This window comes from Nocardia flavorosea NBRC 108225, from assembly GCF_001613385.1.
Taxonomy (GTDB): Bacteria; Actinomycetota; Actinomycetes; order Mycobacteriales; family Mycobacteriaceae; genus Nocardia; species Nocardia flavorosea.
Genome location: NZ_BDCG01000028.1, coordinates 40,211 through 64,445 on the forward strand (window position 1 = coordinate 40,211; position 24,235 = coordinate 64,445).

Genomic DNA, 24,235 nt, shown 5'->3' on the forward strand with positions numbered 1-24,235 from the left:
AGATCAACCCGTGAAGGAATCGGCGAAGTGCCCGCCGGATGCGCTCGCTACCGGGCAGGCGCGTCGAGCCCGTCCAGTGCCGCCAGGCGGGGCAGGGCACCGGGGTAGTTCTCGTTGAGCCAGCCGATCAATTCCTCGCGCACCGCGCAGCGCAGCGACCATACGGCGTCGGGATCGCGCGCCGTCATCGACGCACGGACCTCGATACCGGTCGGCGTACTGTCGGTGACCAGCAGGTTCCAGCTGCGACCGTCCCAATCCGGGTGATCGCTCAGATATTCGTAGAGATGCGCTCTCAGTTCGGCCACCGGCGTGCTGTGGTCCAGATGCAGGAAAACCGTACCCGTCATCTCGTTACCGCCCTTCGACCAGTTCTCGTACGGTTTGCTGTTGAAATACGAGACCGGCATGGTGAGCCGGCGGTCGTCCCAGATCCGCACGGTCAGGAAGGACAGCGTGATCTCCTCGACGGTGCCCATCTCGCCCTCGACCACGACCGTATCGCCGATCTTCACCGAATCTCCGAAGGCGATCTGCAGCCCCGCCATCAGATTGCTCAGTGTGGACTGGGCCGCCACACCGGCGATGATGCCGATGATGCCGGCCGAAGCCAGCAACGAGGTGCCCAGAACGCGCAGCCCGGGAAACAACACCAGCATGGCGATCGCGGCGGTCGCGATGGCCAGCACCGTGCTGGAAATCCGCCGGATCAGGGTGAACTGGGTGTTCAGCTGGCGCACCCGGCGGGGATCACGCGCGCGGCGCGAATAGGTGTTGAGCAGGCCGTCGGCGACGGCGTCGGCGATGCGCACCACCAGCCATACCGCCGACATGGTGACCATCGTGGCGAGCACACTGAGGATCACGGTGTCCTGCCGCAGGTTCAGGTCGGCCAAGGGGTAGGTCATCCGCAGCGCGGCGAATCCGAGGAACAGCTGCAGCGGCAGTTGCACCCGGCGCAGCAGGCCGGGAATGGGGGTCTTCGGATGGCGGGCCGACCAGTACCGTAACCCGCGGTCGATGGCCCAGCCGATTGCGATCGTCACGGCCAGCGTGCCCCCTAGCACGATCAGCAGCCGTAATACGTTCTCCACAGCGTCCAACTCCTTGCCCATTGCCTACGTTCGAACCCCGGGACAAGGCTACAGTTCGGTAACGGCCATTCACCAACAGTCTCGGGAAGCCCAGCGGGTTTCGTCCGGAGTGCGACAGGCACCACTCGCAGCAGGACATTCGTTACCCCGCATCGTCGGCACCTACCGGCGACACCGTCTCTCGTGCGCCGGTGCTGCCGGGGGCGCCCGCATTACTCCGGGGTTCGTCCTTCGACCGAGTACAGCCGGACCTCGCCGCCCTCCCCCAGGAACGCGTTGACCAGCATCACCCGCTCGGCGCGCAGAACATCGGCATCAGGTGCGTCGGTGGTGATGGATATCTGCGGGATCGCGGCCCAGTTCACCACGTAGCGCTCCGGGGGGCCCGCGTCGTCGGACAACCACGCAAGCCGGAAGACCGATACGGTTTTCCGTTCCATGAGGCCCCGCACCACCTCGGCAATCCGTTCGGGATCCTCCAGGGCGAAGAGGAATCCGAAGGTCAGCTCCGGGGAGGACACATAGGCGGGCACGAGACCAGAGGTTAGCCCATGGGTAGCCGCCCGGTGTGAACTATCCCACCGGGCGGCTACCGGACCTGTTCAGAAATGCTTACCGGGACGGTCGGGGTCCGCGATCTCGGCGTCCACCACGTCGGCATCCACGATATCGGCCGCCGGCGACGTCACCTCGGGTTTCGTCCCGGACGTAGCCGGATCACCGGATTCCTGCGCGTGCCCGGTGGAGTCCCGGCCGGATTCGGGGGCCGAATCGCGGCGGGCCGCGGCGGCGGCCTCGTTCATCTCGATCGCATCGGTGACCCATTCACCGATCTCCCGGGTCACCTCGGCGACGGTACCGGTGATGATCCCCGCGATATTGCCGATCCGGCGCGCGCCCGAGGAGGTGAGTTCCTGGATCAGATCCTTGTTGGCCTCGAATTTGCCGATCATCACACGCCCGCTCCGGTTGGACTCTGCTGACGCATCACGATAACACCGGGCTCTTCGCGTTTCCGCAGTACAGCGGGCAGGAAGCGAGCGAACCGGGACTGCTGGACCTGAGGCGGCAGGGCCAGCTGGAAGATCTTGGCCCAGACCGAACCGATCTGCTTCCCGAGCGGCCCGGTGTTGTAGGGCAGGCCGAACTTCTCACACAGGGCCCGCACCTCCGGCGCGATCTCCGGATACCGGTTGGCCGGCAGATCGGGGAACAAGTGGTGTTCGATCTGGTGCGACAGGTTGCCGGACATGATGTGGAACAGCGGACTGCCGCTGATATTGGCCGAGCCGAGCATCTGGCGGACGTACCATTCGCCGCGGGTCTCGTCGGCAGTCTCCGCTTCGGTGAAGCTCTGCACACCCGACGGGAAATGCCCGCAGAAGATGATCGAGTACGCCCAGAGGTTGCGCACCAGGTTGGCGGTCACGTTGCCGGCCAGGGTGGATAGGAACAGCGGCCCGGACAGCAGCGGAAACGCCACATAGTCCTTGAGTACCTGCCGCCCCGACTTACGCAACTGCCCCTTGAGCAGCGGCTTGAGCTCCGCCCAGGTGCGCTTGCCCTTGACGATGTTGTCGGCTTCGAGGTCGTGCAACATCACGCCCCATTCGAAGAACACCATCAGCAGGAACGCGTACAGCGGATTGCCCAGGTAGTACGGGTGCCAATCCTGATCCTCGTCGATACGCAGCACCCCGTAGCCGATATCCCGGTCCCGCCCGTGGATATTGGTGTAGGTGTGGTGCATGTAGTTGTGCGAATGCTTCCACTGGTCGGCCGGGCAGACCGTATCCCATTCGAACACCCGCGAATTCAGGTTCGGCTCACGCATCCAGTCGAACTGGCCGTGCATCACGTTGTGGCCGATCTCCATATTGTCCAGGATCTTCGACACGCTCAGCGCGGCGACGCCCGCCAGCCAGAACGGCGGCAGGAAACCCAGATACATCAGCCCGCGCCCGGCGATCTCGAAACCGCGCTGCGCCTTGATGACGTTGTAGATGTATTCGCGGTCGCGCTCGCCCAGATCGGCGACGAGACGATCGCGCAGTTCGTCGAGCGTCCGGCCGATTTTCTCGACCTGATCGGGCGAGAGGACCAGTGGTCCGTCCTTGGTCTCGGTGAGGATGGTCATCTGTTCTCCCCTTCGGTTCGGATACCGGATTCCGGTGTGTGCGGAGCGCACGCGATATCAGATTTCGATGTCCACGTCGCCGACGGCGGCCTGGACGCAGAGTTGGATCGGCTGGTCGGGGTCGGTTTCCAGGTCACCGGTGCGCAGATTGCGGGTGCAGCCGCTACGTCGCACCGAGGTGCAGGAGAAGCAGATCCCCATCCGGCAGCCGTACTCCGGGCTGAGCCCGGCCGCTTCGGCCTGCTCGAGCAGCGATGTCCCCGCGTTCTCGGCGGTGACCCCGCTGGCGGAGAAGGTGGTGGACCCGTGCACTTCGGCGGTATCCACCGGGGTCGTCGTCGCGACGAACTCCTCGGTGTGCAGTCGTTCACTGAGCCCTTCGGTGGTGAAGACTTCGCGCACCGATTCCATCAGCGGCGGCGGGCCGCACAGAAATGTCTGCGCCTCGGCGAACCACGGTGCCACCCGGACGAGTTCTTCGTGATCGAACCCGCGGCCGTCCCGCTCCGGGTACCGCAGTTCCACGGAGATGTTCGGATGGGCGGCAGCGATCGCGGCGAGCTCGGACCGGTGCGGGACCAGCTCCGGCGATCGCGCGTAATGCAGGAACATCACCTCGCCCGAGTAGTCCTCGTCGGCGAGCGTGCGCATCATCGACAGCACGGGGGTGATTCCACTGCCACCGCTGATCAACAGCACCCGGTCCGGCCGCTGCGGCGGCAGATGGAACACCCCGGAGGCCGGTGCGAGGTCCAGGACCATCCCCGGCTCGGCATGCTCGTGCAGGTGGCGCGATACGAGGCCGTGCGGATGCACCCGGAGAGTGAGGTCGAGCCTGCGGCGCCGATCGTGCTGGGAGTTCACCGGGGAATAGCAGCGGGTATGCCGCACGCCGTCGATCACCACCCCCAGCTGCACGAACTGGCCGGACAGCAGACCGTCCCATTGCCGCGTCGGGCGCAGGCTCAGCGACAGCGTGCCCGGCACCGACCGGTCGACGCCGACGATCCGGGCCCGCATATCTCGGACGGTGAGCATCGGGCGCACCAGTTCCAGGTACCGGTCCACCGGGTGCGGGGTGGTCAGGGTCTGTACCAGGTCGAGGAGGGCCATCGGAGTTCTCCGTCCCTGTCTGTCGGTCGCGTCACGAAACTTCGATCAGTTTCGGTGCACGAATGTACACTCAAATAGTGTGCCGGATACCCCGACGGAACTGTCAACCGGGAAAAGGTGTGACGCGGGCGACAAGATGGAGATGATCGAATGGTGAACGGCTGTATGCTCACTGAAATGACCGATCAGGGAGCGAGCCGTGTCGAGCGCAAGGAGCGCACCCGGCAGGCCCTACTCGACGGCACCCTCGCGCTCGCCGCCGAGCGCGGTTTCGGTGCGTTGAGCCTGCGCGAGATCGCCCGTTCCGCCGGTATCGTGCCGACCGCCTTCTACCGGCACTTCGCCTCACTCGAAGACCTCGGCGCCACCCTCGTCGACGAAGGCGTGCAGGCCTTGCGGCTGGCTCTGCGACAGCTGCGCCGGACACCGGATGCGCGGCTGTCGGAAACCGTGCGCTTCGTCTTCGGCGAAGTCGCCGCGAAACGGGAACTGTTCGGTTTCCTGATCCGCGAGCAGCGCGGCGGCAGCGCGCCCCTGCGAACGGCGATCGCACTCGAACTGCAACTGATCGTGCGGGAACTCGTGGCCGATCTGTCCCGGGTACCGGCGCTGGACTCCTGGTCTCCGGACGATCTGGAGGTGGCGGCCGACCTGTTGGTCGCGACCGTCACCGACGGTATCGCCGACTACGTATCCGCCCCGCCGCGCGAGCAGCAGCCGATCATCGAACGCACGATCGCGCAGGTCCGGCTCATCGCTCTCGGTATGGGCGTCTGGAAACCCTGACCGGGAGGGCCCTACCCGGTCACGGCGGACGCGGCTTTCTGCTCACGCTCGGGCGCAGCAACCAGCAACACCGCGATCAGCCCGGCGCCGAGAACCACCAGCAACCCGGCGATACCCGCCCGTTCCGCGTCGAACGCCCAGACGAACAGACCGAACAGCGTGGGCGACAGGAACGAGGCAGCCCTCCCCGTGGTGGTGTAGAGCCCGAACAGCTGACCTTCCCGCCCCGGCGGTGTCAGCCGGGTCAGGAATGAACGCGCGGAGGCCTGCGCAGGACCGACGAACAGGGTCAGGGCCAAGCCGAAGATCCAGAACATCACGGGCCCGGATACGAGCAACAGCGCGGTACCGCAGACCACCGTGCCGGCCAGCGATACCACGATCACCCGTTTCGGTCCCACCGAGTCGTCGAACCGGCCGGCCACGATCGCCCCCAGGGCGGCGACGACGTTGGCTCCGATACCGAACAGCAGGACATCGGAATCGCTGATCTCGTACACCTGCACCGCCAGCACCGCCCCGAAGGCGAAGACGCCGGCCAGCCCGTCCCGGAAGACCGCGCTGGCGAGCAGGAACCAGATCACCCGGCGATCCAGAACCCAGAGTTCGCGCAGATCGCGCCACAGCACCCGGTACGAGCCGAAGAACCCCGCCGTAGCGGCACCCGGGTCGGCGCCGGTGCGGGGCACCTCCGGGACCGCGAAGAACACCGGCAGCGCGAACACCGCGAACCAGACCGCCGCCAAGACCACCACCAGCCGGACGTTCAGCCCGTCGCCGGTACCGATACCCAGGAGGCCACGTTCGTCGCCGTCGCCGGCGATGAATCCGAAGTAGCAGATCAGCAGCAGGACGATTCCACCGAAGTAACCCATCGCCCAGCCGAAACCGGAAACCCGGCCGACGGTGTCCGGCGTGGACACCTGACGCAGCATGGCGTTGTAGGGCACGGTCGAAAGCTCGAAGAAAACATGGCCGAGCGCCAGCAGCACCAAGCCCAGCCACAGGTAGTGATAATCGTCACGAACGACGAACATGGACGCCATGAGGCCGACCACGACCGCGGTCATGATCGCCAGTGAACGTTTGCGATTCGCGGTCGCGTCGAATCGCTGCCCGATGACGGGCGCGGTCAGCGCGACCAGAAAACCGGCGATCCCCAGGGCCCAGCCCAGCCATGCGCTGGCGGAGATATCGCCGGGCAGATCATCGCCCACGCTGTCGGTGAGGTAGACGGCGAACACGAAGGTGGCGATCACGGCGTTGAAAGCGGCCGATCCCCAGTCCCAAAGCCCCCAGGCGGCCACCCGTGTACGCCCGGCCGTGGCCTCCACGGTGCTCATGCTGCCCCTGCCGGACATCCGGGCCGGGGACCGGCATGGTCACGCTCCGCTACCGGACCCGGCTCACTCATGCTGAGCACAGTAATGGATACCGGTGAACCGGGCCGGGCGCCGAGTAGCGGGCGCCGGGCCACCTTCCGGGATCGAAGGTGATGCAGTTCAGTTACGCCCGGCGCGGTGTCCTTGTGGCGGATTGCACACCGGCGTTGTATCGGTACACACGTTTGTCGTCGGCGAACAGCGGTGAGGCGGTGGTGGATTTGGCTGATCGCGTGGGGTACGCCCGGGGCACCGGAACGAGGGCGCAAGGCCGGTTGCAGGGAAGATCGACGGGAGCCGGCCGGCATTCGGCGCATACAGCGGGAGCTGGGACTTTGCCAGAATTTTGGGAAGTGTCGAACTCGGGGTTCGGGAATTATGGTGGTGGTGCGCCATCAGGGACTCGAACCCCGAACCCGCTGATTAAGAGTCAGCTGCTCTGCCAATTGAGCTAATGGCGCGTGCCCCGTCGTGCGGTGCGGGACAGACATTAACAGGCCCGGGCCGCAGAAGTGAAATCGATACCGAGCCGGCCGGGTGTGAGCCGGACGACGCCGTAACAAACGGCAGGCCGAACCCTATGTGTAGGTGGGCCACCGGAGCCGGAAGCGATGCTCGACGGTTGGGATCACTTCGGCACGACTGGCAGAATGTTGGACGTGGTCTCGACCGATCCCGCCGATGCGGTGGGTCGAGGTGAGCAGTAATCGGTCGGATCCGAAGCCATCGGCGCGTAGCGGGTGCGCCGGGACTTGAAACGGGGTTGATATGCGTATAGGTGGTCGGCGCAGGCCGATCGGTTGGGTTTTCGGGCCGATGGTCCTGGTCGCCTTACTGGCGATGGTCTTGACCGGGTGTTCCTCGTCGGAGGCGTCGGAGGGCACGGTAGCCATCGACCGCAACCCCATCACCGAACTCATCAAGCCCAAGCTGGTCGCCCCCGTCAAGGACGGTGATATCGGCGTTTCTCCGGCGACTCCGATGAAGTTCGAGATCAGCGACGGCCTGTTCACAGATGTGACTCTGCTGAATCCGGAGAACCAGCCGGTGGCCGGAAAGCTTTCGGAAGACGGCCGCAGCTGGGCGACCACCGAAGCCCTCGGCTACAGCAAGACCTACCGTCTGCAGGCCAGGTCCATCGGCCTCGGCGGCGAAGCCACCGCCGGTATGAGTTTCACCACCACGGCACCCGGCAATGTCACCAAGCCGTACCTCACCCCCGGTGAGGGCGAGGTCGTCGGGGTCGGCCAGCCGGTGGCGATCCAGTTCGACGAGAACATCCCCGACCGCAAGGCCGCGCAGGACGCCATCACCATCACGACCGAGCCGCCGGTGGAGGGCGCATTCTACTGGGTGAACAACCGCGAGGTCCGATGGCGGCCCGAACATTTCTGGGCTCCAGGCACGCGGGTGAACATCGATGTGAACGTCTACGGCAAGGATCTCGGCAACGGCCTGTACGGCCAGAACGATATCCACTCGCACTTCGTGGTGGGTGACGCGGTGATCTTCACCGCCGACGACAACACCAAGATGGTGACGGTGGAGCGAAACGGCCAGGTCATCCGCACGATGCCGACATCCATGGGCAAGGCCGATACGCCTACCGACAACGGCATCTACATCATCGCCGATAAGCACGCGGAAATGGTGATGGATTCCTCCACGTACGGGGTCGCGGTGAACTCGCCCGACGGCTACCGCACCGATGTGGAGTGGGCAACCCGGATGTCCTACAGCGGAATCTTCTTCCATTCGGCGCCGTGGTCGCTCGGCGCCCAGGGCAATACGAACACCAGTCACGGTTGTCTGAATCTGAGCCCGGCCGATGCCCAATGGGTGTTCAACAACGCCAAACGCGGCGATCTCGCGATCGTGAAGAACACGGTGGGCGGCACCCTGTCCGGGGTCGACGGTCTGGGTGACTGGAACATCCCGTGGCCGGAATGGAAGGCCGGTAACGCGGAGATGTGAGAGCCCGGGCGCGGATCGGCAGCGAAGCCTGCCCCGCGGAGCCGTCCATTCATACACCGCAGCGTCGAGGTGCCGGTCCCCCGGGACCGGCACCTCGGCTGTTTTCAGCGAGCGTTTTCGTACAGCCGTCGCACGATGTCCTCGATATCGGGTTCTTCGATGGACAGATCACGGACCTCGGCCCGGGCCGAGACCTCCGCCAGTAGCTCGGCGGCGGTGGTGGTGTCGGCGTCGAAGGCGAGTCGCTGCCGCATTCCGTCGGCTTCGCAGCCGAGTAACTGCACCTCGGGCAGATCGCGCAGCGGCGGCGCCGGCATCGTGAGGTCGACGGTCAGGACCCGCTGTGCACCTACCATCGCGCCCAGACCGGGCAGCGACCCGTCGTAGGCGAGCCGGCCGTGGTCCACCACCAGTACGCGATCGCAGAGCCGCTCGATATCCCCCATATCGTGTGTGGTGAGCAACAGTGTGGTGCCACGCTCCAACCGTTCGGCCCGCAGGAATTCGCGCAGCCGCTGTTTGGACAGGACATCCAAGCCGATGGTGGGCTCGTCGAGAACGATCAGTTCCGGGGAATGCAGCAGCGCCGCCGCGACCTCGGCGCGCATCCGCTGCCCCAGCGACAACTGCCGGACGGGAGTATCGAGGGTGTCCCCCATTTCCAGTTGCTCGACCAGTTCCGCGGTACGAGCCCGGCCGGCCATGGGATCCAGGCGGTGGATGGCGGCCAGGATCGTGAACGATTCGCGCAGCGGCAGGTCCCACCACAGTTGCGAGCGCTGCCCGAACACCACACCGATCCGGCCGGCCAGTTCCCGGCGTCGCCGGATCGGTTCCAGCCCGCAGGTACGCACCGTGCCGGAAGTAGGCACGAGAATGCCTGCGAGCATCTTGATGGTGGTTGATTTGCCGGCCCCGTTGGCGCCGATATAGCCGACCGCCGCGCCCCGTTCGATCCGGAAGGTCATAGCGTCCACCGCTGTGACGACCTCACGCCTGGGCCGCCGCCAGGTGCCGTCGCGCCGGTACCGGACGAACTCCCGCGTCAACTCGTCGACTTCGATGATCGAATCCGGCCCGGCCATCACCGATCTCCCATCTCATCCACCGCCGCTCTGATAGTGCCGGGTACCCAGTCGCCACATCACCGCCGCCAGCAGCCATGCCCAGCCCGCCGCCAGCGGTACACACCAGGCGAGCCAGGACGGTAGCCCGGCCGGACCCGGTAGCCCCAGTACGGCCAGCGTCGGGAAGTAGGCGGTGAACGCGACCGGTATCGCGACGCAGAACAGGATCCGCAGTGGAGTGGGAAACACCGAGGCGGGCTGGGTCGCCGCGAAGGATCCGCCGTAGGTGAAGCTGTTGGTCAGCTCCGCGCCGTCGATCAGGAAGAACTGGCAGCCCGCGGCCACCACGAACAGGCCCGCGAAGAGGAGTGCGCCGCTGATGACGGTCAGCAGAAGCAGCACCACCGTGCCCACGGACCATTCGATATCGTTGCGCACCAACCCGGCTGCCAGGACTACCAGGGCGACACCGCCCCGCGCGAGCCGGCGCAGCGAGAAATCGCTGGTGATCAGCTGTAGCAGCACCGGTTGCGGGCGCAGATGGTAGATATCGAGCATCCCGAGCCGGATCAGCGCGGGCAGCTTGTCCAGGTGACCGCAGACGAGCTGGGCCGAGGCGAACGCGAGATTGCTCAGGCCGAACAGTAGGAGCGCGGCATCCATATCCAGGCCACCCAGTACTTTTGCCTGCCGGAAGATCAGCCATACCTCGGCGAATTCCACGAGACCCAGCAGCGTCGCGGCCAGGATCTCGCCGGCGAACGACAGCCGGTACGAACGCTGCGCCCGGATCCGGGAATTCAGCACCGCGGCGTACGGCGCCCAGCGGGATCCGACGGGATCGGGCCGCCGCGGCTCGGCGGGCAGTGCGGTCTCAACCACCCTGCACCTCCATCTTCTGCCTGCCTGCCGCCAGTAGTACGCGTCCCAGGGCGCCCACTACCAGCAGCCAGAAGACCTGTGTTCCGACCACTTGCACCGCGGCCCCGCCGGCTACACGTCCGGACAGCACATCCACCGGTACCTGCAGCATCGACGGGAACGGCGTCGCGTGGGCGAATGTCTTCAACCAGTCCGGGAAGACGTGCACCGGAACGAAGAGGCCCGCGAGAAAAGGTCCGCAGGTCTGATAGAGGGTTCGGATACCGCGGGTTTCCACCACCCAGAACCCCGCTGTGGTGAGGGCGAACAGGGCCAGACAGGAAATCGCGATCCCCAGCAGGAGGCTGAGCGCGCCGAGTAGATAGGACACCGGCGTACCGGGCAGCACCAGGCCGAAGGTGAGCGAGCCGATGAGCAGGCTCGGCAGCAGGCGCGGGATCAGGGCGCAGATCCCTCGTCCGAGGTCGGCGGCGAGATTGCTCAGCTGGACATCGACGGGCCGCAGGAAATCGACGACGATATCCCCGGAACGGATACGCTCGCCGAGTTCGTGTTCCGCGGACAAGAACTGTAAGGCGCCGAGCAGCCCTTGAGAGATCCAGACGTAGGCGCCGATGCTCCCGGCGTCGTATCCGGCGAACCCGCCCGTAGCGCCGACGGCCGCGACCATCACCGAAGCGCGAACGAATCCGAAGACGGAGTTGGTGAACAGGCCGGCGAACATCGCCAGCTTGTAGTGCCACTGCCGCCGGAACCCGGCCACGAGCAGACGCCAGTAGACGAGCACATATCCCGGGAGATCTGCCACGGCAGCAAGCACTCTCCCCCCACCTCGTCCGGACACAAGGACGAGACCTTACCGTGCAGCCCCTTTCGGGAAAAGGTGATTTCGCGATCCGGTTCGGCGGCGACCTACGGGATACGCCTAGAGCACGGCGGCCAATCTCGTCCCCTGGTCGATGGCGCGTTTGGCGTCCAGTTCTGCGGCCAGCTGCGCGCCGCCGATCACATGCAGGGTGATCCCGGCGGCGGTCAGTTCGGATTCGAGGTCACGCACCGATTCCTGGCCTGCGCAGACGATCACGTTGTCGACCCGGATCACCCGGGCCCGTGCTCGCTGCGGACCGAAGCTTATATGCACCCCGTCGTCGTCGATCCGCTCGTAGTTGACGCCGCCGATCTGCTGCACCCCTTTGGCTTTCAGCGCCGCCCGATGCACCCAGCCCGTCGTCCTACCCAGTCCCTTGCCGAACGGTGTGTCCTTGCGCTGCAGCAGGACGACCTCACGGGCCGCCGGACCCGGCCGTGCGGCGCGTAATTGACCGCGCGCCTGCTCGTCGTCGGCGTCCACCCCCCATTCCTGTTTCCATTCGTCCGGTTTCAGCGTGGGATGGCCTTCCACGGTGAGGTATTCGCTCACATCGAATCCGATTCCGCCCGCGCCGATCACGGCGACCCGCGCACCGACCGGTTTCTGCTCGCGAACCAGTTCCGCGTAGGACAGGACCATCGGATGGTCGATCCCAGGGATATCGGGTAGCCGCGGCCGTACCCCTGTGGCCAGCACCACCTCGTCGTATCCGCCGGCACGCAATGTGGCGGCGGTGACCTTCGTGTTCAGGTGCACGCGCACCCCGGTCACCTCCAGCCTGCGGGTGAAATAGCGAATGGATTCGTCGAACTCTTCCTTGCCGGGGATACGCCGGGCAATATCGAACTGCCCCCCGATGCGGTCCAGCGCTTCGAACAGTTCGACCCGGTGCCCGCGCTCGGCCAGGTTCACCGCGGCCGACAGGCCCGCCGGCCCGGCCCCCACCACCGCGATATGTTTAGCGCGCCGGGTGGGCGCCAGCACCAGTTCGGTTTCGTGACCGGCCCGCGGGTTGAGCAGACAGGACACCGTCTTGCGCTGGAAAGCGTGATCGAGGCACGCCTGATTACAGGCGATACAGGTATTGATCTCGTCGCCCCGGCCCGCGGCCGCCTTGTTAGCCCATTCCGGATCGGCCAGCAGCGGCCGGGCCATGGAGATCAGCTGGGCATCCCCGCGGGTCAGGATCTCCTCGGCGACTTCGGGCATGTTGATCCGGTTCGATGCGCACACCGGGATACCCACCGCCGCGGTGATCTTGGCGGTGAATTCGACGAAGGCCGCGCGCGGCACCGAGGTGACGATGGTCGGCACACGCGCCTCGTGCCAGCCGATATCGGTGTTGAGCACACTGACACCCGCCGCCTCGAGTTCCTGTGCCAGCTCGACGATTTCGGTGAAACTCTGGCCGTTCTCGACGAGGTCGGCCATCGACAACCGGAAGATGATCAGGAAATCCGGGCCGACAGCGGCACGGGTCCGCCGCACGATCTCCACGGCCAGCCGGCGCCGGTTCACCGCAGACCCACCCCAGCGATCGGTGCGGTGATTGGTCCGCGGCGCGAGGAACTGGTTGATGAAATAGCCTTCACCGCCCATGATTTCGACCCCGTCGTAGCCGGCGAATCGAGCCAGTTCGGCGCAGCGCACATAGTCGTCGATGGTGCGCCGGACCCCGCGGTCCGACAACGCGCGGGGGCGAAACGGGTTGATCGGCGCCTTGATCGAGGAGGCGGAGACGCTGCCCGGTACATAGGCGTAGCGGCCCGCGTGCAGGATCTGCAGAGCGATCTTCGCGCCGGCGTCGTGCACGGCGCGGGTGACGGTGCGGTGCCGATAGGCCTCGGTGCGGCTGGTCAGCTTCGCACCGAACGGCAGCAGCCATCCGGTGCGGTTCGGAGCGTAGCCGCCGGTGATGATCAGCCCGACCCCGCCGCGTGCCCGTTCGGCGAAGTAGGCGGCGAGGCGGTGCACATCCCAGGCCCGGTCCTCCAGGCCGGTATGCATCGATCCCATGACCACCCTGTTCCGCAGCGTGGTGCCGCCCAGCTGGAGTGGGCTGAACAACTGCGGGTAACTCGTCGTCGAGTCCATCGCGGGCTCTCTTTCCGATATCCATTCCGGACCCCGGCGCGGGCGCGGGGCCTGCCGGACCCCATCACACCATTGCGTACGCGGCGATTACCACCCCCGGCGGCGGTCCGGGCGAGGAATTGCCGTCACCTGCTGTGATGCCGGTCCGGCGCCGGCGGATCCGCCGGTTTTCCCATTACGGAACCGTCACGAGGAACTGAATCCTGGGTGTACCGGCAAAAGTTTTGTGTCGTGCGCCACATGACGTTTAAAGACATTTCCCCAGGTCGCGGCGATACTGGAACACGTTCATTTCACCGTTCAAGATCGGTCTCGTTTTTTTCTCAGGTTCTGTTCACCTGCTGTTCACCTGCCGTGACCATTCTGAGATCCGGTCGGAAACGACCTGAGGTTCGACTGCTCCGCGAGATTGTGAACGCCGGGTTGGAAACAACCGGCCGGACCAGCCCGGCACAGCGCCGTAGATGAATACCGACACGGTATGGCGACGGCCGAACCCGAACCACTCTACTCCACCGGCAGGTGGAGCTCCGCCGGCGCGGCGGCCCGGGAAACCACCCGGCACCGCGGATGCGCCTTCCGGACCCGAACCGGCCTGTGTTCGGTGTCACACAACAAAACCCGACAACAGCACAGTCATGTTTTCCGGTCGCGACCCACCGGTCGCCGCCGAAGATCCGTGCTGCCCGAACCGGGCCGGATCCCGAGACCGATCAAGGAACCGAATCCGCTCATGTACAACCACCGTTTCTCCAGCCTGCGCCGTCGCACCAAACGCGAAGCGATGGGCTTCGTGCTCGCCACCGCCGGTGTCGTCGCCGTCACCGCGTCCTCGGCGGTTTCCATGGCAGACAACAGCGCACCCACCAAGGTCGCAATGGTCGCCGAGCAGAAGCCGGCCGTCACCGAGGCCGCAGCGGCGGCCCCCGCACCGCAGGTGGAACCTGCTGCCGCCGCCCCGGCCCCGGCAGCACTCGCCCCGGCCCCGGCTCCCGCGCCGGAACCGGCACCCGCCCCCGCTCCGGCACCGGCACCGGCTCCTGCGCCGGTCTACCCCAACAACCTCGACGGCTGGATCCGCCAGGCCCTCGACATCATGCACGCGAACGGCATCCCGGGCAGCTACGAGGGCATCCAGCGCAACATCCTGCGCGAATCCTCGGGCAACCCGGGCGCCATCAACCTCTGGGACTCGAACGCCATCGCGGGCATCCCCTCCAAGGGCCTACTCCAGGTGATCGACCCCACCTTCGCCGCGTATCACGTACCCGGCACCCCGTTCGACGTCTGGAACCCGGTGTCGAACATCGTGGCGGCCTGCAACTACGCCGCCCACAAGTACGGCTCGATGGACAACGTCAACAGCGCGTACTGAGTCCATGGCGCCGCCTCCGGCGCCGCGGGTCTCGGCCCCCGAGGTCTCTGCTGTCCGCACTCGACACTCGCGGCTGCGCCGCATGGCATCGAGCACCGACAGCAGGGACGGGCCAAAACCTTGCAGGGCCTCGCTGAACCCGGCACCACCGTTCGGTTGCGTCGAGGGTTCGGCGAGGGCCTTACCGAACTCGGCACCGCCCTGGTGACGACGGGCGGTCGCGAGGGACACAACTACAGCTTGGTCATCGGTGTGGGCACATCGTGGGCGCAACGGCGCGTACCACTGTCCGCGAGCGTGGCCAGGGGGAATCCCACAATGGCGTGGGTGCGCGGTGTCGTGTGAAAGCGCGGCACCGCGCAGTGCTGTCCAACGCGGCCCCGCAGTGCTGTCCAACGCGGGCCCGCGCGGTGCTGCCCGGGGCCCACTTACACTTGTGTATGGCCGATTACGCGCATTCTCCGGCCGCGGAGGCCGGCCGGGCCGCCAAAGCGCGGCAGCTGGCCGGATATCTGTGGGACCGGGCGATCACCGGTTCCGAGCTACTCGAACTGCCGGACCAGGTGCGGCGCAAGCTGGCGCGCGCGGCGGGGGTCAATCCGCCCAGCACCGCGGAGACGTGGCGGTCGGTGGCAGGACTCCTGGACGAGAAAGCCGTCTGGGCCGAGCGTAATCCCGATCACCCGGCCGCGCGACGACCCCACCGTGACGAGAAGCTCCTGTGGATAAAGCCCCCGATCACCCCGTGGTGAGGTGTCTATCGGGCGCTTGCCTGTCGCTCACCACCGGTCGGTGTATGGACCTCGCACCCGGCCGGGCGGCGTATCTCGTGTGCCCGGCCGACGCGCCACGCCGGCCGTTGAACGCACGTCACCACCAGCCGGTGGCGATACCTATCTGCCGTTCCAGTTCCGGGGCGAGGGTGCGCGCATAGCTGGCGCTGAGGTGGTGTTCGTCGTGGTACACCAGCACATTGCCTTCGACCACCCGGCAGATCTCCGGCCCGCAGACCGAATCGGTGAGATCCAGCAAGCGCATATTCGGGAACGCCGCCGCGTGGATCAGCGCCGGATTCACCGGCGCCAGCGCCGCCGTACGCGGCATACCGCAGGTCGCGGAGTCCCCACCCGCGGCCAGGCAGTCCACGGCGCTGTAGCGCACACCGGTCGGGCTGCGCAGCCAGGGTGTGTCACGGATGGCGAGCACGTTCAGGTTCCGTTCGGCCAGCGCCGCCCACACATCGAGGTACTCCGCGGGCACCGCGTCGCCTCCGCTGGGCCAGATCGGGGCCGTCGCAGTGGTGAAGACCCAGTCCGGCGGCTCGGCAGCCAGTATGTCGATCACCGCGCGGGACCAATCGCGGCAATCGGAAATATCGAGACCCCGATATTGGGCGTCGTCGCGGATATTGAGCGAACAGCCCATCTTCAGGTACACGACCACCCTGATGTCGTGGACCTTGGCCAGCGCGTCCATGGCGGGCATCCAGTGCTCGGCATGGGAATTACCGACCATGGCGATGGTGCGCGAACCGTGGGGATCCCCGTAGGTGCAGGTCGTCACTTCTTTGTTGAACCAGTCGGAGATACAGCCGTCGCGGGTGGGTGCCGGCAGGTCGTTGGAGGCCTCCAGAATCGAGGGCCGCAGCTTTGCCACCGGCACCTCGGCACCGGCGAACAGTGCCTCGGCGCCCGGATATTCGTTCACCGGCAGCGCCTCGACCGGCTGGGAGGGTGTCCGCGCGACCACCACCTGCCAGGAAACGCAGGCGCCCAGGAGCAGCACCCCGACCAGGCTCACCGCGACACCGGGGACACGACGCCGCCATACAGGGGTCGTCACAGTTGCGCCCGAACGCACCCGTAGCGGTTCTTCGATGAACTTGTTGGTGACCACGGCGAGAATCAGCGAGGCTCCGATGACCAGTAGTCCGCCGTCGAGTCCCGCATGTGGTTTCCCGGTCTGCACCAGGTAGTAGATGAGCAGTGGCCAGTGCCACAGATACAGGGAATACGCGATGGCACCGAGTTCGACCATCGGCCGGGTCGCGAGCAACCGGTTGACGAACGGTTGCTGTCCACTCTCCGTGCGGATCCCGGCAATGATCAACGCGACTGCGGCACCGACCGGGAACAGTGCGGCCGGCCCCGGGAACTGGCGGGCGCCGTCGAACAGCAGACCACAGACCAGCACGGCGACGAGACCGCCGACCGCGAGCAGGGTCGCCAGGGACCGCCCGATCCGGCCGGCCCCGAGCCGCAGCCACGGTAGCGCGGCGGCCAGCAGGGCACCGACCAGCAACTCCCAGGCGCGGGCGGCGCTGTCGTAATAGGTCCACTCCTGCGAAACCGTCATCCAGACGGTGGCGTAGACGAACGAGGCGGCACCCAGCAGAATCGACAGTGCCACGATCGCGGGCCGCACTGCGCCCGCCGAGCCCAGGCGCCGGCACACCCAAGCGACCAGCCCCAGCAGCACGACGATGGCCAGATAGAACTGTCCCTGGACGGCCATCGACCACAGATGCTGCAGCGGGCTCACCGAGGGGTCCGCGGCCAGATAACTCTCCGCAGCCTGCGCCAGATACCAATTCTGGTAGTAGAGGGCCGAGGCCATCGTCTGCCCCGACATATCGCCCCAGGTCGAGTACGGCTTGGTGGCAACGGTGGCCACGGCCACCACGGCGAGCACGACCATGAGGGCGGGTAGCAGCCGCCGTGCCGTACGCGTCGCGACCTGCCGCGCATCGACCACGCCGGTACGTTCCACCCGCCGCAGCAACATTCCGGTGAAGAAGAACCCGGACAGGACCAGGAAGATATCGACGCCGCCGGAAACCTTGCCGTACCAGACGTGGAAGGCGACTACCAGGGCGATCGCGATGCCGCGGAGACCATCGAGGTCGAGCCGGTAATCGGCCGAACGGGCGGGGGTACCGGGCTGCGCTGCCGGAGATGGCTCGGCTGCGTCACGGTCTTTGATTCGCAACAACTGCTCTCTCCGACCTATCGACTTATCCGCCGGGCCCTGTGGGGATCGATTGACAGCAGCGAAGAGCGAGCCTCGGACATAGCATGCATCCCTATCACAATGTGTGGTCTCCGGCGAATTCCGCCGCTGTTCGGGCGGGCTTCGCGACCGCGGCACACCTCGTCGCGGCAACCGGGGAGTACCCAGCGCCGGCCGCGATTTCTCCTTGTCTTATCCAGGCCATACGAGTTGACAATCGAGGCGGGCCTCACAACAGTGGTAGCCGCGCGTTCTCCGTTCGGACGCAAGATCCACCCCCCAGCAGACATAGAGGAATTCATGAACGTACGCCAGCTCTATGTCAGCGCCGCCGCCGCGGGGCTGACTCTCCTGGCCGCTCCCGTTGTGGGCGCCGGTTCCGCACAGGCCCTCCCTCCCCTGGCGGGCACGGGCTCCTCGACGGTGGACGCTCTGCTCGGTGCCACCGGTTCGGCGCAGCTGACACAGACCGGTTCCGCCGGTGGCGCCTTCAAGAACTGTGACGAAGCGCGCGCCGCGGGTCGGGCGCCGATCTTCCGCGGTGAGCCCGGGTTCGGCCCGCACCTGGATCCGGACGGCGACGGGTTCGCTTGCCCCACCGTCTGATTCGATCCCACTGCGCACAAACGCCCGGTGACGGAGTTTTCCGTCACCGGGCGTTGTCGTCTGCGGTATTCAGCGCAGGATCTTGAACAGCACCGCACCCGCGAGCAGGACACCCGCACCGATCAGGCTGTACTTCACCTTGGGTTCTTTCACCTTGGCCAGCGCCAGCTGTTTGGTGCCCTCGGCGATCCGCTGCGGATCGGCCCGCACCGCGATCTCGTCCAGGGTGCCGGCCAACCGCTCCCGCGCGGCCTCGATCTCCTGCTCGATCCGCTCGGTTTCCTTTGCCACCTTCACGCCTCCTGTACCTGGTCTGCCGCGTCCACCGGCGGCCGATGATCACCCCTGGGTCGCGGTTCGTCACCGCGGCGCGCCAGGGTTCGCGCACGAGTGTATCCGGGGTCACCGCGGCCGCTGCTCGCTCGACCCCGGCGCGGCAGGTCGCTGTCGGCCACGCCACCGCACGCCCGACTACCGGCGGTTCCGTCCACGATGACCGCGCGACGCCCACCGAGTCCGCCTCCGGGAGTCATAGCGTTCGGTTACGGTGCGAGTGTGACCGAAAACCATCGACTCTCCCCGGGCGATCCGGCACCCGATTTCACTCTTCCCGACGCGGACGGCAACGAGGTATCGCTGGCCGATTACCGCGGCCGCAAAGTCGTGGTGTACTTCTACCCCGCTGCGAGCACCCCCGGCTGCACCAAGCAGGCCTGTGATTTCCGGGACAATCTCGGTGAACTGAACGACGCGGGCCTGGCGGTGATCGGGATCTCCCCCGACAAGCCGGCCAAACTGGCCAAGTTCCGGGATGCCGAACAGCTCAACTTCCCGCTGCTGTCCGATCCCGAACGCACGGTCCTCACCGAATGGGGCGCGTTCGGCGAGAAAACCATGTACGGCAAAAAGGTGACCGGCGTCATCCGGTCGACCTTCCTCGTCGATGCCGAAGGCAGAATCGAAGTGGCCCAGTACAACGTGCGCGCCACGGGCCACGTCGCCAAACTCCGCCGCGACCTTTCGGTGTAGTCGCGGAGACAGTCCGGCATCCGCGGGCGCCTCCCCGGCGGATGCACAGGGCGCCACCACCGATCCGTCACGGAGCCGGAGACTCACCGCGGGCAGCACCGACCTTGCGACGACCGTGGCGTGTGGATCGAGGCCCGCCGTAGTCCGCCGGCCCGGGGGCGCCGCGGAACCCGGTGCGCACCCCCGGGCCAGATCGCGCTTACTCGGTACACAGACGAGCGCGATCCGGCGGTAACTTGCTCCCCGGCAATCAGTCGTAGGACTCGATCAAGCGCTCGTAGCCGTCGAGCAGCAACCCCAGACTCCGTTCGAAGAACAGGTCCTCCCAGCTTCCATCCTCCTGCTCGAATGCCTGGGCGCGCATCGCCGCCGTGACGGCAGGGAAGCGTTCGGGGTCGATCACGCGTTCGAGGATGTCCCAATCGCCCTCGGATTCCGGGTTGGCGGGGTCGATTTCGGTGACAAGGCGGGCCCGTCCGATCACGAACAGTGTCAGGTTCACCACCAGCTGCATTTTGATGGGTTCCGGCACGCGGGTCTGTCCGAGTGCGGACAGGCCTGCCTCCAGCCAAGCCATGTTGTTGGGCCCCAGCGGAGGTGCGGTCATTCGCACACTGAGCCAGCCCGCATGCTTGGCGATCAAGCGGTACTCCGCCCACGCCCACTCGTGCAGCACTGCCCGCCATGGGGTGCCCGGCGGGGTTTCCGGCGGCGTTCCCAGCACCCGGTCCAGCGCGATCTCCACCAGGGTGGACTTGCTGTCGACATAGCGATACAGCGACATCGCGGTGAAACCGAGGCGCTCGGCGACCTTGTTCATCGACAGCGCGGCGAACCCCTCCTCGTCGGCGAGTTCGATCGCGGCGTCCACGATCTGTTCCAGGCTCAGCCCGCGACGGGGCCCTCGGGTTCCGGCCGGCGCCAGACCCCACATGAGCTCGATCGATTTCGGGAGCGGCCGTTCGGCGTCCGCCGTGGCCGCTGTCCCTTCGGGGGCGGCCGTGGCTGGTCCGTTGTCCGCTGCGCTCGGCATCGATCTGGATTCCTTCCGTCGGTTTCCGCGACCGGGTTCGCGGTGGTCGGCAGTCCGGCCGGACAGCGGCCGGCCCTCTGACGCCCTCCCTTCCTATACCACCGCGTTCCCCGGTCTCCTTGCGCCCTGCTTCAAACTGTGTACTCTCTAATCAGAATATATGCCATATACAGTTTATCTGGCATACAGTTTACGAAGGGAGCCCCAATGACCGCCCCACCTGCCATTTCCCTCACCGGCCTCGGCAAATCTTTCGGCGACCACCGGGTCCTCGCCGGTATCGACCTCGATATCGCACCCGGGTCGGTGTTCTCCCTCCTGGGCCCCAACGGCGCCGGGAAAACCACGATGGTGCGCATCCTGGCGACCCTGACCAGCCCGGACGACGGAACAGCCCGGGTCGCCGGGTACGACGTAGCGCACGAACCGGATCGAGTCCGGGCCGCCATCGGGGTCACCGGCCAATACGCCGCTCTGGACAAAGTCCTCACGGGTACCGAGAACCTGCACATGGTCGGCCGGTTACTACATCTCGGCCGGTCGGAAGTCCGCCGGCGCAGCACCGAGCTCGTGGAACGCTTCGATCTCGTCGCGGCCGCCGGACGGCCCGCAAGCACCTACTCCGGCGGTATGCGTCGCCGCCTCGACCTCGCCATGAGCCTGATGGGGCGACCGGAAGTGGTTTTCCTCGACGAACCCACCACAGGGCTGGACCCACGTAGCCGCCGCGAACTCTGGCAAGTCATCCGGGAACTGGTCGACGACGGCGTGACGGTTTTCCTCACCACCCAGTATCTGGAAGAAGCCGATCAACTGGCCGACCGGATCGCGGTCCTGTACGACGGCCGCATCGTCGCGGACGGAACCCCGGCCGAACTCAAACAACTCACCCCCGGTGGCCATATCCTCTTCCGCTTCGCCGACCGCGCGAACCTGGCCGCCGCGGCCCGCGCCACCGGTTTCCCGGAAACCGATCCGGACGAACTCACCCTGCAGGTCCCGTCCGACGGGCAGGTCGCCCATCTCAAACATCTGCTCGACGAGTTCGCCGCACTCGATATCACCGTCGAACGGCTCAGCGTGCACACCCCCGATCTCGACGACGTCTTCTTCGCACTGACCAGCCGTCCCGCCGAAGCCGTACCGGCCGCATAGCAACCCGCGCGCACCCACTCACAGAAAGCCACACACGTGACCACCCTCACCCACGCCGCACAGGACGCGGCGACCATGACAGCCCGCAATCTCCGTCATACGGTGCGCAGTCCCGACGCGCTCATCAGCACCCTTGCGCTGCCGATCATGATCCTGCTCATGTTCGTCTACGTCTTCGGCGGGGCCATGGACGTCGGCGGCACCTTCGTCGATTACGTGGTGCCCGGGATCGTGCTGATGTGCGCCTGTTTCGGCGCCTCTACCACGGCGATCAGTGTCTCGGTCGATATCGCCGAAGGTATCGTCGACCGCTTCCGCACCATGGCGATCAGCCGCTCCTCATTCCTCACCGGACACATCACCGAAAGCCTGCTGCGCAATATCTTGGCCACCGCGGTGGTGGTAATCGTCGCGCTGGCCATCGGTTTCCGGCCGACTGCCGATCCGCTGCGCTGGCTCGCCGCCGCGGCGCTCCTGGCCTTGGTGGTGGTGGCGCTCTCGTGGATGTCGGCGTGCTTCGGCTTGTTCGCCAGCAGTCCGGAGGCCGCCAACGGATTCACCATCTTCGCGATGTTCATCCCGTACGTCAGCAGCGCCTTCGTTCCGCCGGAGACCATGCCGGACTGGCTGCGCGGTTTCGCCGAACATCAGCCGGTGACACCGGTCATCGAAACCCTGCGTGGCCTACTGGTCGGGACCCCGATCGGCAACAGCGCAGTCCTCGCGGTCGTCTGGTGGGGTGCCATCGCCGTGGTGTGCTACGGCACAGCCCTGGTCCTCTTCCGCCGCAAGACCCGTAACTGAACCGGGTCTCCCCGCCGATCCGGCGCCCGCGAGGCGTGTTACGGGCCCCGGATCGGCAGTGTCCGGGTGGTGAGACATGACAGACTCACCGTCACATTCCGTACTCTCCCACCACCACCTTCGGCCTACCGCTAGCCTGGGACATGTGAACGTACGTACGGAGGCCACAGTGAAACGGCGTCCGGACCCTGCGCTGGAATTGGAACTGCAGGACGATCCGCAGGAACTCATGCCGCGGCGGCGTCCGACCCAGGAGCGCAGTAAGCGGAAGTTCGACGCGCTGCTGCAGGCGTCCCGGGAACTTCTGGTCGAGGTGGGATTCGAATCGTTCACCTGTGAAGAGGTCGCCGCGCGCGCGGAAGTCCCGATCGGCACCCTCTACCAGTTCTTCGCCAACAAATACGTCATCGTCTGCGAATTGAACCGGCAGGACCTGGTCGCGGTATCGCAGGAGCTGGCCGATTTCCACGGCGAGATCCCGTCGCTGGACTGGTTGCGGCATATGAACCAGTTCGTCGACCACCTGGCGAGCCTGTGGATGACCGATCCGTCTCGCCGCGAGGTGTGGCTGGCCATGCAGTCCACCCCGTCCACGCGGGCCACCGGCGCGATCCACGAAAAGGAATTCGCCGAGGTCGTCTCGCAGATGCTGCGCCCGCTCACCCCGCGCACACCCCGCGGCCGGCGCACCATGATGGCCGAGGTCCTGGTGCACGTGGTGTATTCGATGCTGAATTTCTCGGTGCAAGACGAGCAGAGCCACGCCGACGCGGTCGCCGAACTCAAACGTTTGATGGTCGCCTATCTCCTGGTCGCGGAAAAGGAATCCCGCACCGCCAGCCAGGGCTGAACCTCCCGAAGGCCGCGTTCACCGATCGAAGCCGCGGAAAACACCGTCGTCGTCGACGCTGTCTGCGTAGTCCTCGAAGTCCATGTCGGCGAGCAGGAAGTTGACCTCGACCTCGGCCACCGCCACCGGAGCGATCCGGAACACCGGCTCGCCGTCCGTTCCGGTATCGACTGCGAGCAACGGATGTTCGGGGTCGGTCATCGTGGTCGTGCCGGCGAGAAACACATAGGTCCGGTCACCGGCCAGATCCGCCAGCTCGGCGGGGCTCAGCCCGTCGAGGGCCACGTCGTCGACGGGTGTCAGTTCTGTCATCGTGTCTTCGTCGTAGGCGGCGACGACCGCCGCGAGGGTTTCGGCCCACGCCGCATCGTCGGTGAAATCCGTACGCACCAGGAGCGATTCGCCGTCGGGCAGAGTCCGTGCCATACGCCTGATTGTGCATTGGGGCATCCGCGCCCGTAATACCGGGATCAGCACATACCGAAAGGCCCGGAGCGGGACTCCGGGCCTTTCGGTGTTTCCTGCTCAGCTCTCCGGTGCGCGTCCCTCGATCAGGTCGGCCAGCTCGCCCGGATCCTCCAGCACCACCATGGCGGCCGCGGTATCACCGTCGTGGGTGAGCGACAGGTGCACCCGGACCCGCGGCAGGAATTCCGCGGCCAGACCGTGCAGTTTGATGCTCGGCCGGCCCCAGGCGTCGTTCACCACCTCGATCAGCGGGTACGGGTTGTCCCCGATCTGCGGGCGGCGGGCGAAGCGGGAGGAGGCCCAGGCTTTGAGCACCGCCTCCTTCGCCGCCCACCGCGCCGCGTAACTACGGGCCGGGTCGGTGGCCTTGCTCTGGCAGTAACGCCGCTCACCGGCGGTGAAACTTTCCCGGAGCATGGTGGTTCCGGCCCGTTCCAGTTGTTCGGTGAACTCGGAGATGGTCACCAAGTCCAAGCCGATTCCGAGGATCGTCACAGTGGCGCAGC

Annotated in this window: 24 protein-coding genes and 1 tRNA gene; 9 read left to right on the forward strand and 16 right to left on the reverse strand. The window is 66.3% G+C overall.

The annotated features are described in order from the left end of the window. Positions 1-47: 47 nt before the first annotated feature. The 5 genes from NFL01S_RS32245 to NFL01S_RS32265 all read right to left on the reverse strand — a co-directional run bounded on the left by NFL01S_RS32245 (position 48) and on the right by NFL01S_RS32265 (position 4,344). A complete protein-coding gene (locus NFL01S_RS32245) occupies positions 48-1,115 on the reverse strand; it encodes a mechanosensitive ion channel family protein (protein ID WP_210745238.1) in 1,068 nt (355 codons plus the stop codon). Positions 1,116-1,306: 191 nt separating this feature from the next. Continuing rightward, positions 1,307-1,627 (reverse strand): hypothetical protein, encoded by a 321-nt coding sequence (locus tag NFL01S_RS32250; RefSeq protein ID WP_062980108.1) that lies wholly within the window; start codon positions 1,625-1,627, stop codon positions 1,307-1,309. Between the two features lie 69 nt (positions 1,628-1,696). Continuing rightward, positions 1,697-2,047, reverse strand: coding sequence for a hypothetical protein (locus NFL01S_RS32255; protein WP_062980109.1), 351 nt, complete (start codon positions 2,045-2,047; stop codon positions 1,697-1,699). Beyond that, positions 2,047-3,231, reverse strand: coding sequence for a fatty acid desaturase family protein (locus NFL01S_RS32260; RefSeq protein ID WP_062980110.1), 1,185 nt, complete (start codon positions 3,229-3,231; stop codon positions 2,047-2,049). Before NFL01S_RS32260 ends, NFL01S_RS32255 begins: the two co-directional genes overlap by 1 nt. Before the next feature lie 57 nt (positions 3,232-3,288). Continuing rightward, positions 3,289-4,344, reverse strand: a complete 1,056-nt coding sequence (locus tag NFL01S_RS32265; RefSeq protein ID WP_062980111.1) for a ferredoxin reductase — start codon at positions 4,342-4,344, stop codon at positions 3,289-3,291. Positions 4,345-4,521: 177 nt separating this feature from the next. On the opposite strand from NFL01S_RS32265, the gene NFL01S_RS32270 reads away from it, so the two are divergent. Further along, positions 4,522-5,130, forward strand: coding sequence for a TetR family transcriptional regulator (locus NFL01S_RS32270; protein ID WP_245670981.1), 609 nt, complete (start codon positions 4,522-4,524; stop codon positions 5,128-5,130). Between the two features lie 11 nt (positions 5,131-5,141). Here NFL01S_RS32270 and NFL01S_RS32275 read toward each other — a convergent pair whose 3' ends face one another. Both NFL01S_RS32275 and NFL01S_RS32280 read right to left on the reverse strand, forming a co-directional pair. Then, positions 5,142-6,473, reverse strand: a complete 1,332-nt coding sequence (locus NFL01S_RS32275; RefSeq protein WP_062980113.1) for an MFS transporter — start codon at positions 6,471-6,473, stop codon at positions 5,142-5,144. Positions 6,474-6,897: 424 nt separating this feature from the next. Further along, positions 6,898-6,973 (reverse strand) — tRNA-Lys (locus tag NFL01S_RS32280). A gap of 307 nt (positions 6,974-7,280) precedes the next feature. On the opposite strand from NFL01S_RS32280, the gene NFL01S_RS32285 reads away from it, so the two are divergent. After that, the gene (locus NFL01S_RS32285; RefSeq protein ID WP_062980114.1) at positions 7,281-8,486 is read left to right on the forward strand and encodes a L,D-transpeptidase; all 1,206 of its coding nucleotides are present in this window, start codon (positions 7,281-7,283) and stop codon (positions 8,484-8,486) included. Positions 8,487-8,590: 104 nt separating this feature from the next. On the opposite strand, the gene NFL01S_RS32290 is transcribed toward NFL01S_RS32285, so the two are convergent. The 4 genes from NFL01S_RS32290 to NFL01S_RS32305 form a co-directional block, all read right to left on the reverse strand. After that, positions 8,591-9,571 (reverse strand): ABC transporter ATP-binding protein, encoded by a 981-nt coding sequence (locus tag NFL01S_RS32290; protein ID WP_062980115.1) that lies wholly within the window; start codon positions 9,569-9,571, stop codon positions 8,591-8,593. A 15-nt stretch (positions 9,572-9,586) separates the two neighbouring features. Next, the gene (locus NFL01S_RS32295) at positions 9,587-10,435 is read right to left on the reverse strand and encodes an ABC transporter permease (protein WP_245670982.1); all 849 of its coding nucleotides are present in this window, start codon (positions 10,433-10,435) and stop codon (positions 9,587-9,589) included. Beyond that, positions 10,428-11,255 carry an ABC transporter permease gene (locus NFL01S_RS32300; RefSeq protein WP_245670983.1) on the reverse strand — a complete coding sequence of 276 codons (828 nt, stop codon included), beginning with the start codon at positions 11,253-11,255 and terminating at the stop codon, positions 10,428-10,430. The genes NFL01S_RS32295 and NFL01S_RS32300 overlap by 8 nt, the downstream gene beginning before the upstream one ends. Positions 11,256-11,360: 105 nt before the next feature. Beyond that, the gene (locus NFL01S_RS32305) at positions 11,361-13,400 is read right to left on the reverse strand and encodes an NADPH-dependent 2,4-dienoyl-CoA reductase (protein ID WP_062980117.1); all 2,040 of its coding nucleotides are present in this window, start codon (positions 13,398-13,400) and stop codon (positions 11,361-11,363) included. 733 nt (positions 13,401-14,133) lie between these two features. On the opposite strand from NFL01S_RS32305, the gene NFL01S_RS32310 reads away from it, so the two are divergent. Then, complete coding sequence (locus NFL01S_RS32310; protein ID WP_062980138.1) at positions 14,134-14,775, forward strand: transglycosylase SLT domain-containing protein; 642 nt, start codon at positions 14,134-14,136, stop codon at positions 14,773-14,775. Positions 14,776-15,215: 440 nt separating this feature from the next. Beyond that, the gene (locus NFL01S_RS32315; protein WP_062980118.1) at positions 15,216-15,527 is read left to right on the forward strand and encodes a hypothetical protein; all 312 of its coding nucleotides are present in this window, start codon (positions 15,216-15,218) and stop codon (positions 15,525-15,527) included. Positions 15,528-15,645: 118 nt separating this feature from the next. Here the strand turns inward: NFL01S_RS32315 and NFL01S_RS32320 are convergent, their stop codons facing one another. Then, positions 15,646-17,763: an acyltransferase family protein gene (locus tag NFL01S_RS32320; RefSeq protein WP_062980119.1), complete on the reverse strand. Its 2,118-nt coding sequence runs from the start codon at positions 17,761-17,763 to the stop codon at positions 15,646-15,648. Positions 17,764-18,084: 321 nt separating this feature from the next. On the opposite strand from NFL01S_RS32320, the gene NFL01S_RS32325 reads away from it, so the two are divergent. Continuing rightward, positions 18,085-18,390: an excalibur calcium-binding domain-containing protein gene (locus tag NFL01S_RS32325; protein ID WP_062980120.1), complete on the forward strand. Its 306-nt coding sequence runs from the start codon at positions 18,085-18,087 to the stop codon at positions 18,388-18,390. A gap of 69 nt (positions 18,391-18,459) precedes the next feature. On the opposite strand, the gene NFL01S_RS32330 is transcribed toward NFL01S_RS32325, so the two are convergent. Next, positions 18,460-18,681 (reverse strand): DUF3618 domain-containing protein, encoded by a 222-nt coding sequence (locus NFL01S_RS32330; protein ID WP_062980139.1) that lies wholly within the window; start codon positions 18,679-18,681, stop codon positions 18,460-18,462. Between the two features lie 264 nt (positions 18,682-18,945). On the opposite strand from NFL01S_RS32330, the gene bcp reads away from it, so the two are divergent. Beyond that, a complete protein-coding gene (gene bcp, locus NFL01S_RS32335) occupies positions 18,946-19,419 on the forward strand; it encodes a thioredoxin-dependent thiol peroxidase (protein WP_062980121.1) in 474 nt (157 codons plus the stop codon). A 250-nt stretch (positions 19,420-19,669) separates the two neighbouring features. Here the strand turns inward: bcp and NFL01S_RS32340 are convergent, their stop codons facing one another. Next, positions 19,670-20,452, reverse strand: coding sequence for a TetR/AcrR family transcriptional regulator (locus tag NFL01S_RS32340; protein ID WP_245670984.1), 783 nt, complete (start codon positions 20,450-20,452; stop codon positions 19,670-19,672). Positions 20,453-20,659: 207 nt separating this feature from the next. On the opposite strand from NFL01S_RS32340, the gene NFL01S_RS32345 reads away from it, so the two are divergent. From NFL01S_RS32345 to NFL01S_RS32355, 3 genes are all read left to right on the forward strand, one after another. Beyond that, the gene (locus tag NFL01S_RS32345; protein WP_062980122.1) at positions 20,660-21,607 is read left to right on the forward strand and encodes an ATP-binding cassette domain-containing protein; all 948 of its coding nucleotides are present in this window, start codon (positions 20,660-20,662) and stop codon (positions 21,605-21,607) included. Between the two features lie 75 nt (positions 21,608-21,682). Continuing rightward, complete coding sequence (locus NFL01S_RS32350; protein ID WP_062980141.1) at positions 21,683-22,411, forward strand: ABC transporter permease; 729 nt, start codon at positions 21,683-21,685, stop codon at positions 22,409-22,411. Positions 22,412-22,640: 229 nt separating this feature from the next. Then, positions 22,641-23,261, forward strand: a complete 621-nt coding sequence (locus tag NFL01S_RS32355; RefSeq protein WP_084493442.1) for a TetR/AcrR family transcriptional regulator — start codon at positions 22,641-22,643, stop codon at positions 23,259-23,261. 18 nt (positions 23,262-23,279) lie between these two features. Here NFL01S_RS32355 and NFL01S_RS32360 read toward each other — a convergent pair whose 3' ends face one another. Continuing rightward, positions 23,280-23,687, reverse strand: a complete 408-nt coding sequence (locus NFL01S_RS32360) for a DUF6924 domain-containing protein (RefSeq protein WP_157117243.1) — start codon at positions 23,685-23,687, stop codon at positions 23,280-23,282. Between the two features lie 99 nt (positions 23,688-23,786). Further along, on the reverse strand, positions 23,787-24,224 hold the full coding sequence (acpS, locus tag NFL01S_RS32365) for a holo-ACP synthase AcpS (RefSeq protein ID WP_062980125.1): 438 nt from the start codon (positions 24,222-24,224) through the stop codon (positions 23,787-23,789). Positions 24,225-24,235: the final 11 nt, after the last annotated feature.

What these genes read in the sequence shown, in the direction of transcription:
- NFL01S_RS32245 (WP_210745238.1), bottom strand. Translation starts at nt 1,115, where the DNA reads ATGGGCAAGGAGTTGGACGCTGTGGAGAACGTATTACGGCTGCTGATC.
- NFL01S_RS32255 (WP_062980109.1), bottom strand. Translation starts at nt 2,047, where the DNA reads ATGATCGGCAAATTCGAGGCCAACAAGGATCTGATCCAGGAACTCACC.
- NFL01S_RS32260 (WP_062980110.1), bottom strand. Translation starts at nt 3,231, where the DNA reads ATGACCATCCTCACCGAGACCAAGGACGGACCACTGGTCCTCTCGCCC.
- NFL01S_RS32265 (WP_062980111.1), bottom strand. Translation starts at nt 4,344, where the DNA reads ATGGCCCTCCTCGACCTGGTACAGACCCTGACCACCCCGCACCCGGTG.
- NFL01S_RS32270 (WP_245670981.1), top strand. Translation starts at nt 4,522, where the DNA reads ATGACCGATCAGGGAGCGAGCCGTGTCGAGCGCAAGGAGCGCACCCGG.
- NFL01S_RS32275 (WP_062980113.1), bottom strand. Translation starts at nt 6,473, where the DNA reads ATGAGCACCGTGGAGGCCACGGCCGGGCGTACACGGGTGGCCGCCTGG.
- NFL01S_RS32285 (WP_062980114.1), top strand. Translation starts at nt 7,281, where the DNA reads ATGCGTATAGGTGGTCGGCGCAGGCCGATCGGTTGGGTTTTCGGGCCG.
- NFL01S_RS32290 (WP_062980115.1), bottom strand. Translation starts at nt 9,571, where the DNA reads ATGGCCGGGCCGGATTCGATCATCGAAGTCGACGAGTTGACGCGGGAG.
- NFL01S_RS32305 (WP_062980117.1), bottom strand. Translation starts at nt 13,400, where the DNA reads ATGGACTCGACGACGAGTTACCCGCAGTTGTTCAGCCCACTCCAGCTG.
- NFL01S_RS32310 (WP_062980138.1), top strand. Translation starts at nt 14,134, where the DNA reads ATGTACAACCACCGTTTCTCCAGCCTGCGCCGTCGCACCAAACGCGAA.
- NFL01S_RS32315 (WP_062980118.1), top strand. Translation starts at nt 15,216, where the DNA reads ATGGCCGATTACGCGCATTCTCCGGCCGCGGAGGCCGGCCGGGCCGCC.
- NFL01S_RS32325 (WP_062980120.1), top strand. Translation starts at nt 18,085, where the DNA reads ATGAACGTACGCCAGCTCTATGTCAGCGCCGCCGCCGCGGGGCTGACT.
- NFL01S_RS32340 (WP_245670984.1), bottom strand. Translation starts at nt 20,452, where the DNA reads ATGCCGAGCGCAGCGGACAACGGACCAGCCACGGCCGCCCCCGAAGGG.
- NFL01S_RS32345 (WP_062980122.1), top strand. Translation starts at nt 20,660, where the DNA reads ATGACCGCCCCACCTGCCATTTCCCTCACCGGCCTCGGCAAATCTTTC.
- NFL01S_RS32350 (WP_062980141.1), top strand. Translation starts at nt 21,683, where the DNA reads ATGACAGCCCGCAATCTCCGTCATACGGTGCGCAGTCCCGACGCGCTC.
- NFL01S_RS32355 (WP_084493442.1), top strand. Translation starts at nt 22,641, where the DNA reads ATGCCGCGGCGGCGTCCGACCCAGGAGCGCAGTAAGCGGAAGTTCGAC.
- NFL01S_RS32360 (WP_157117243.1), bottom strand. Translation starts at nt 23,687, where the DNA reads ATGGCACGGACTCTGCCCGACGGCGAATCGCTCCTGGTGCGTACGGAT.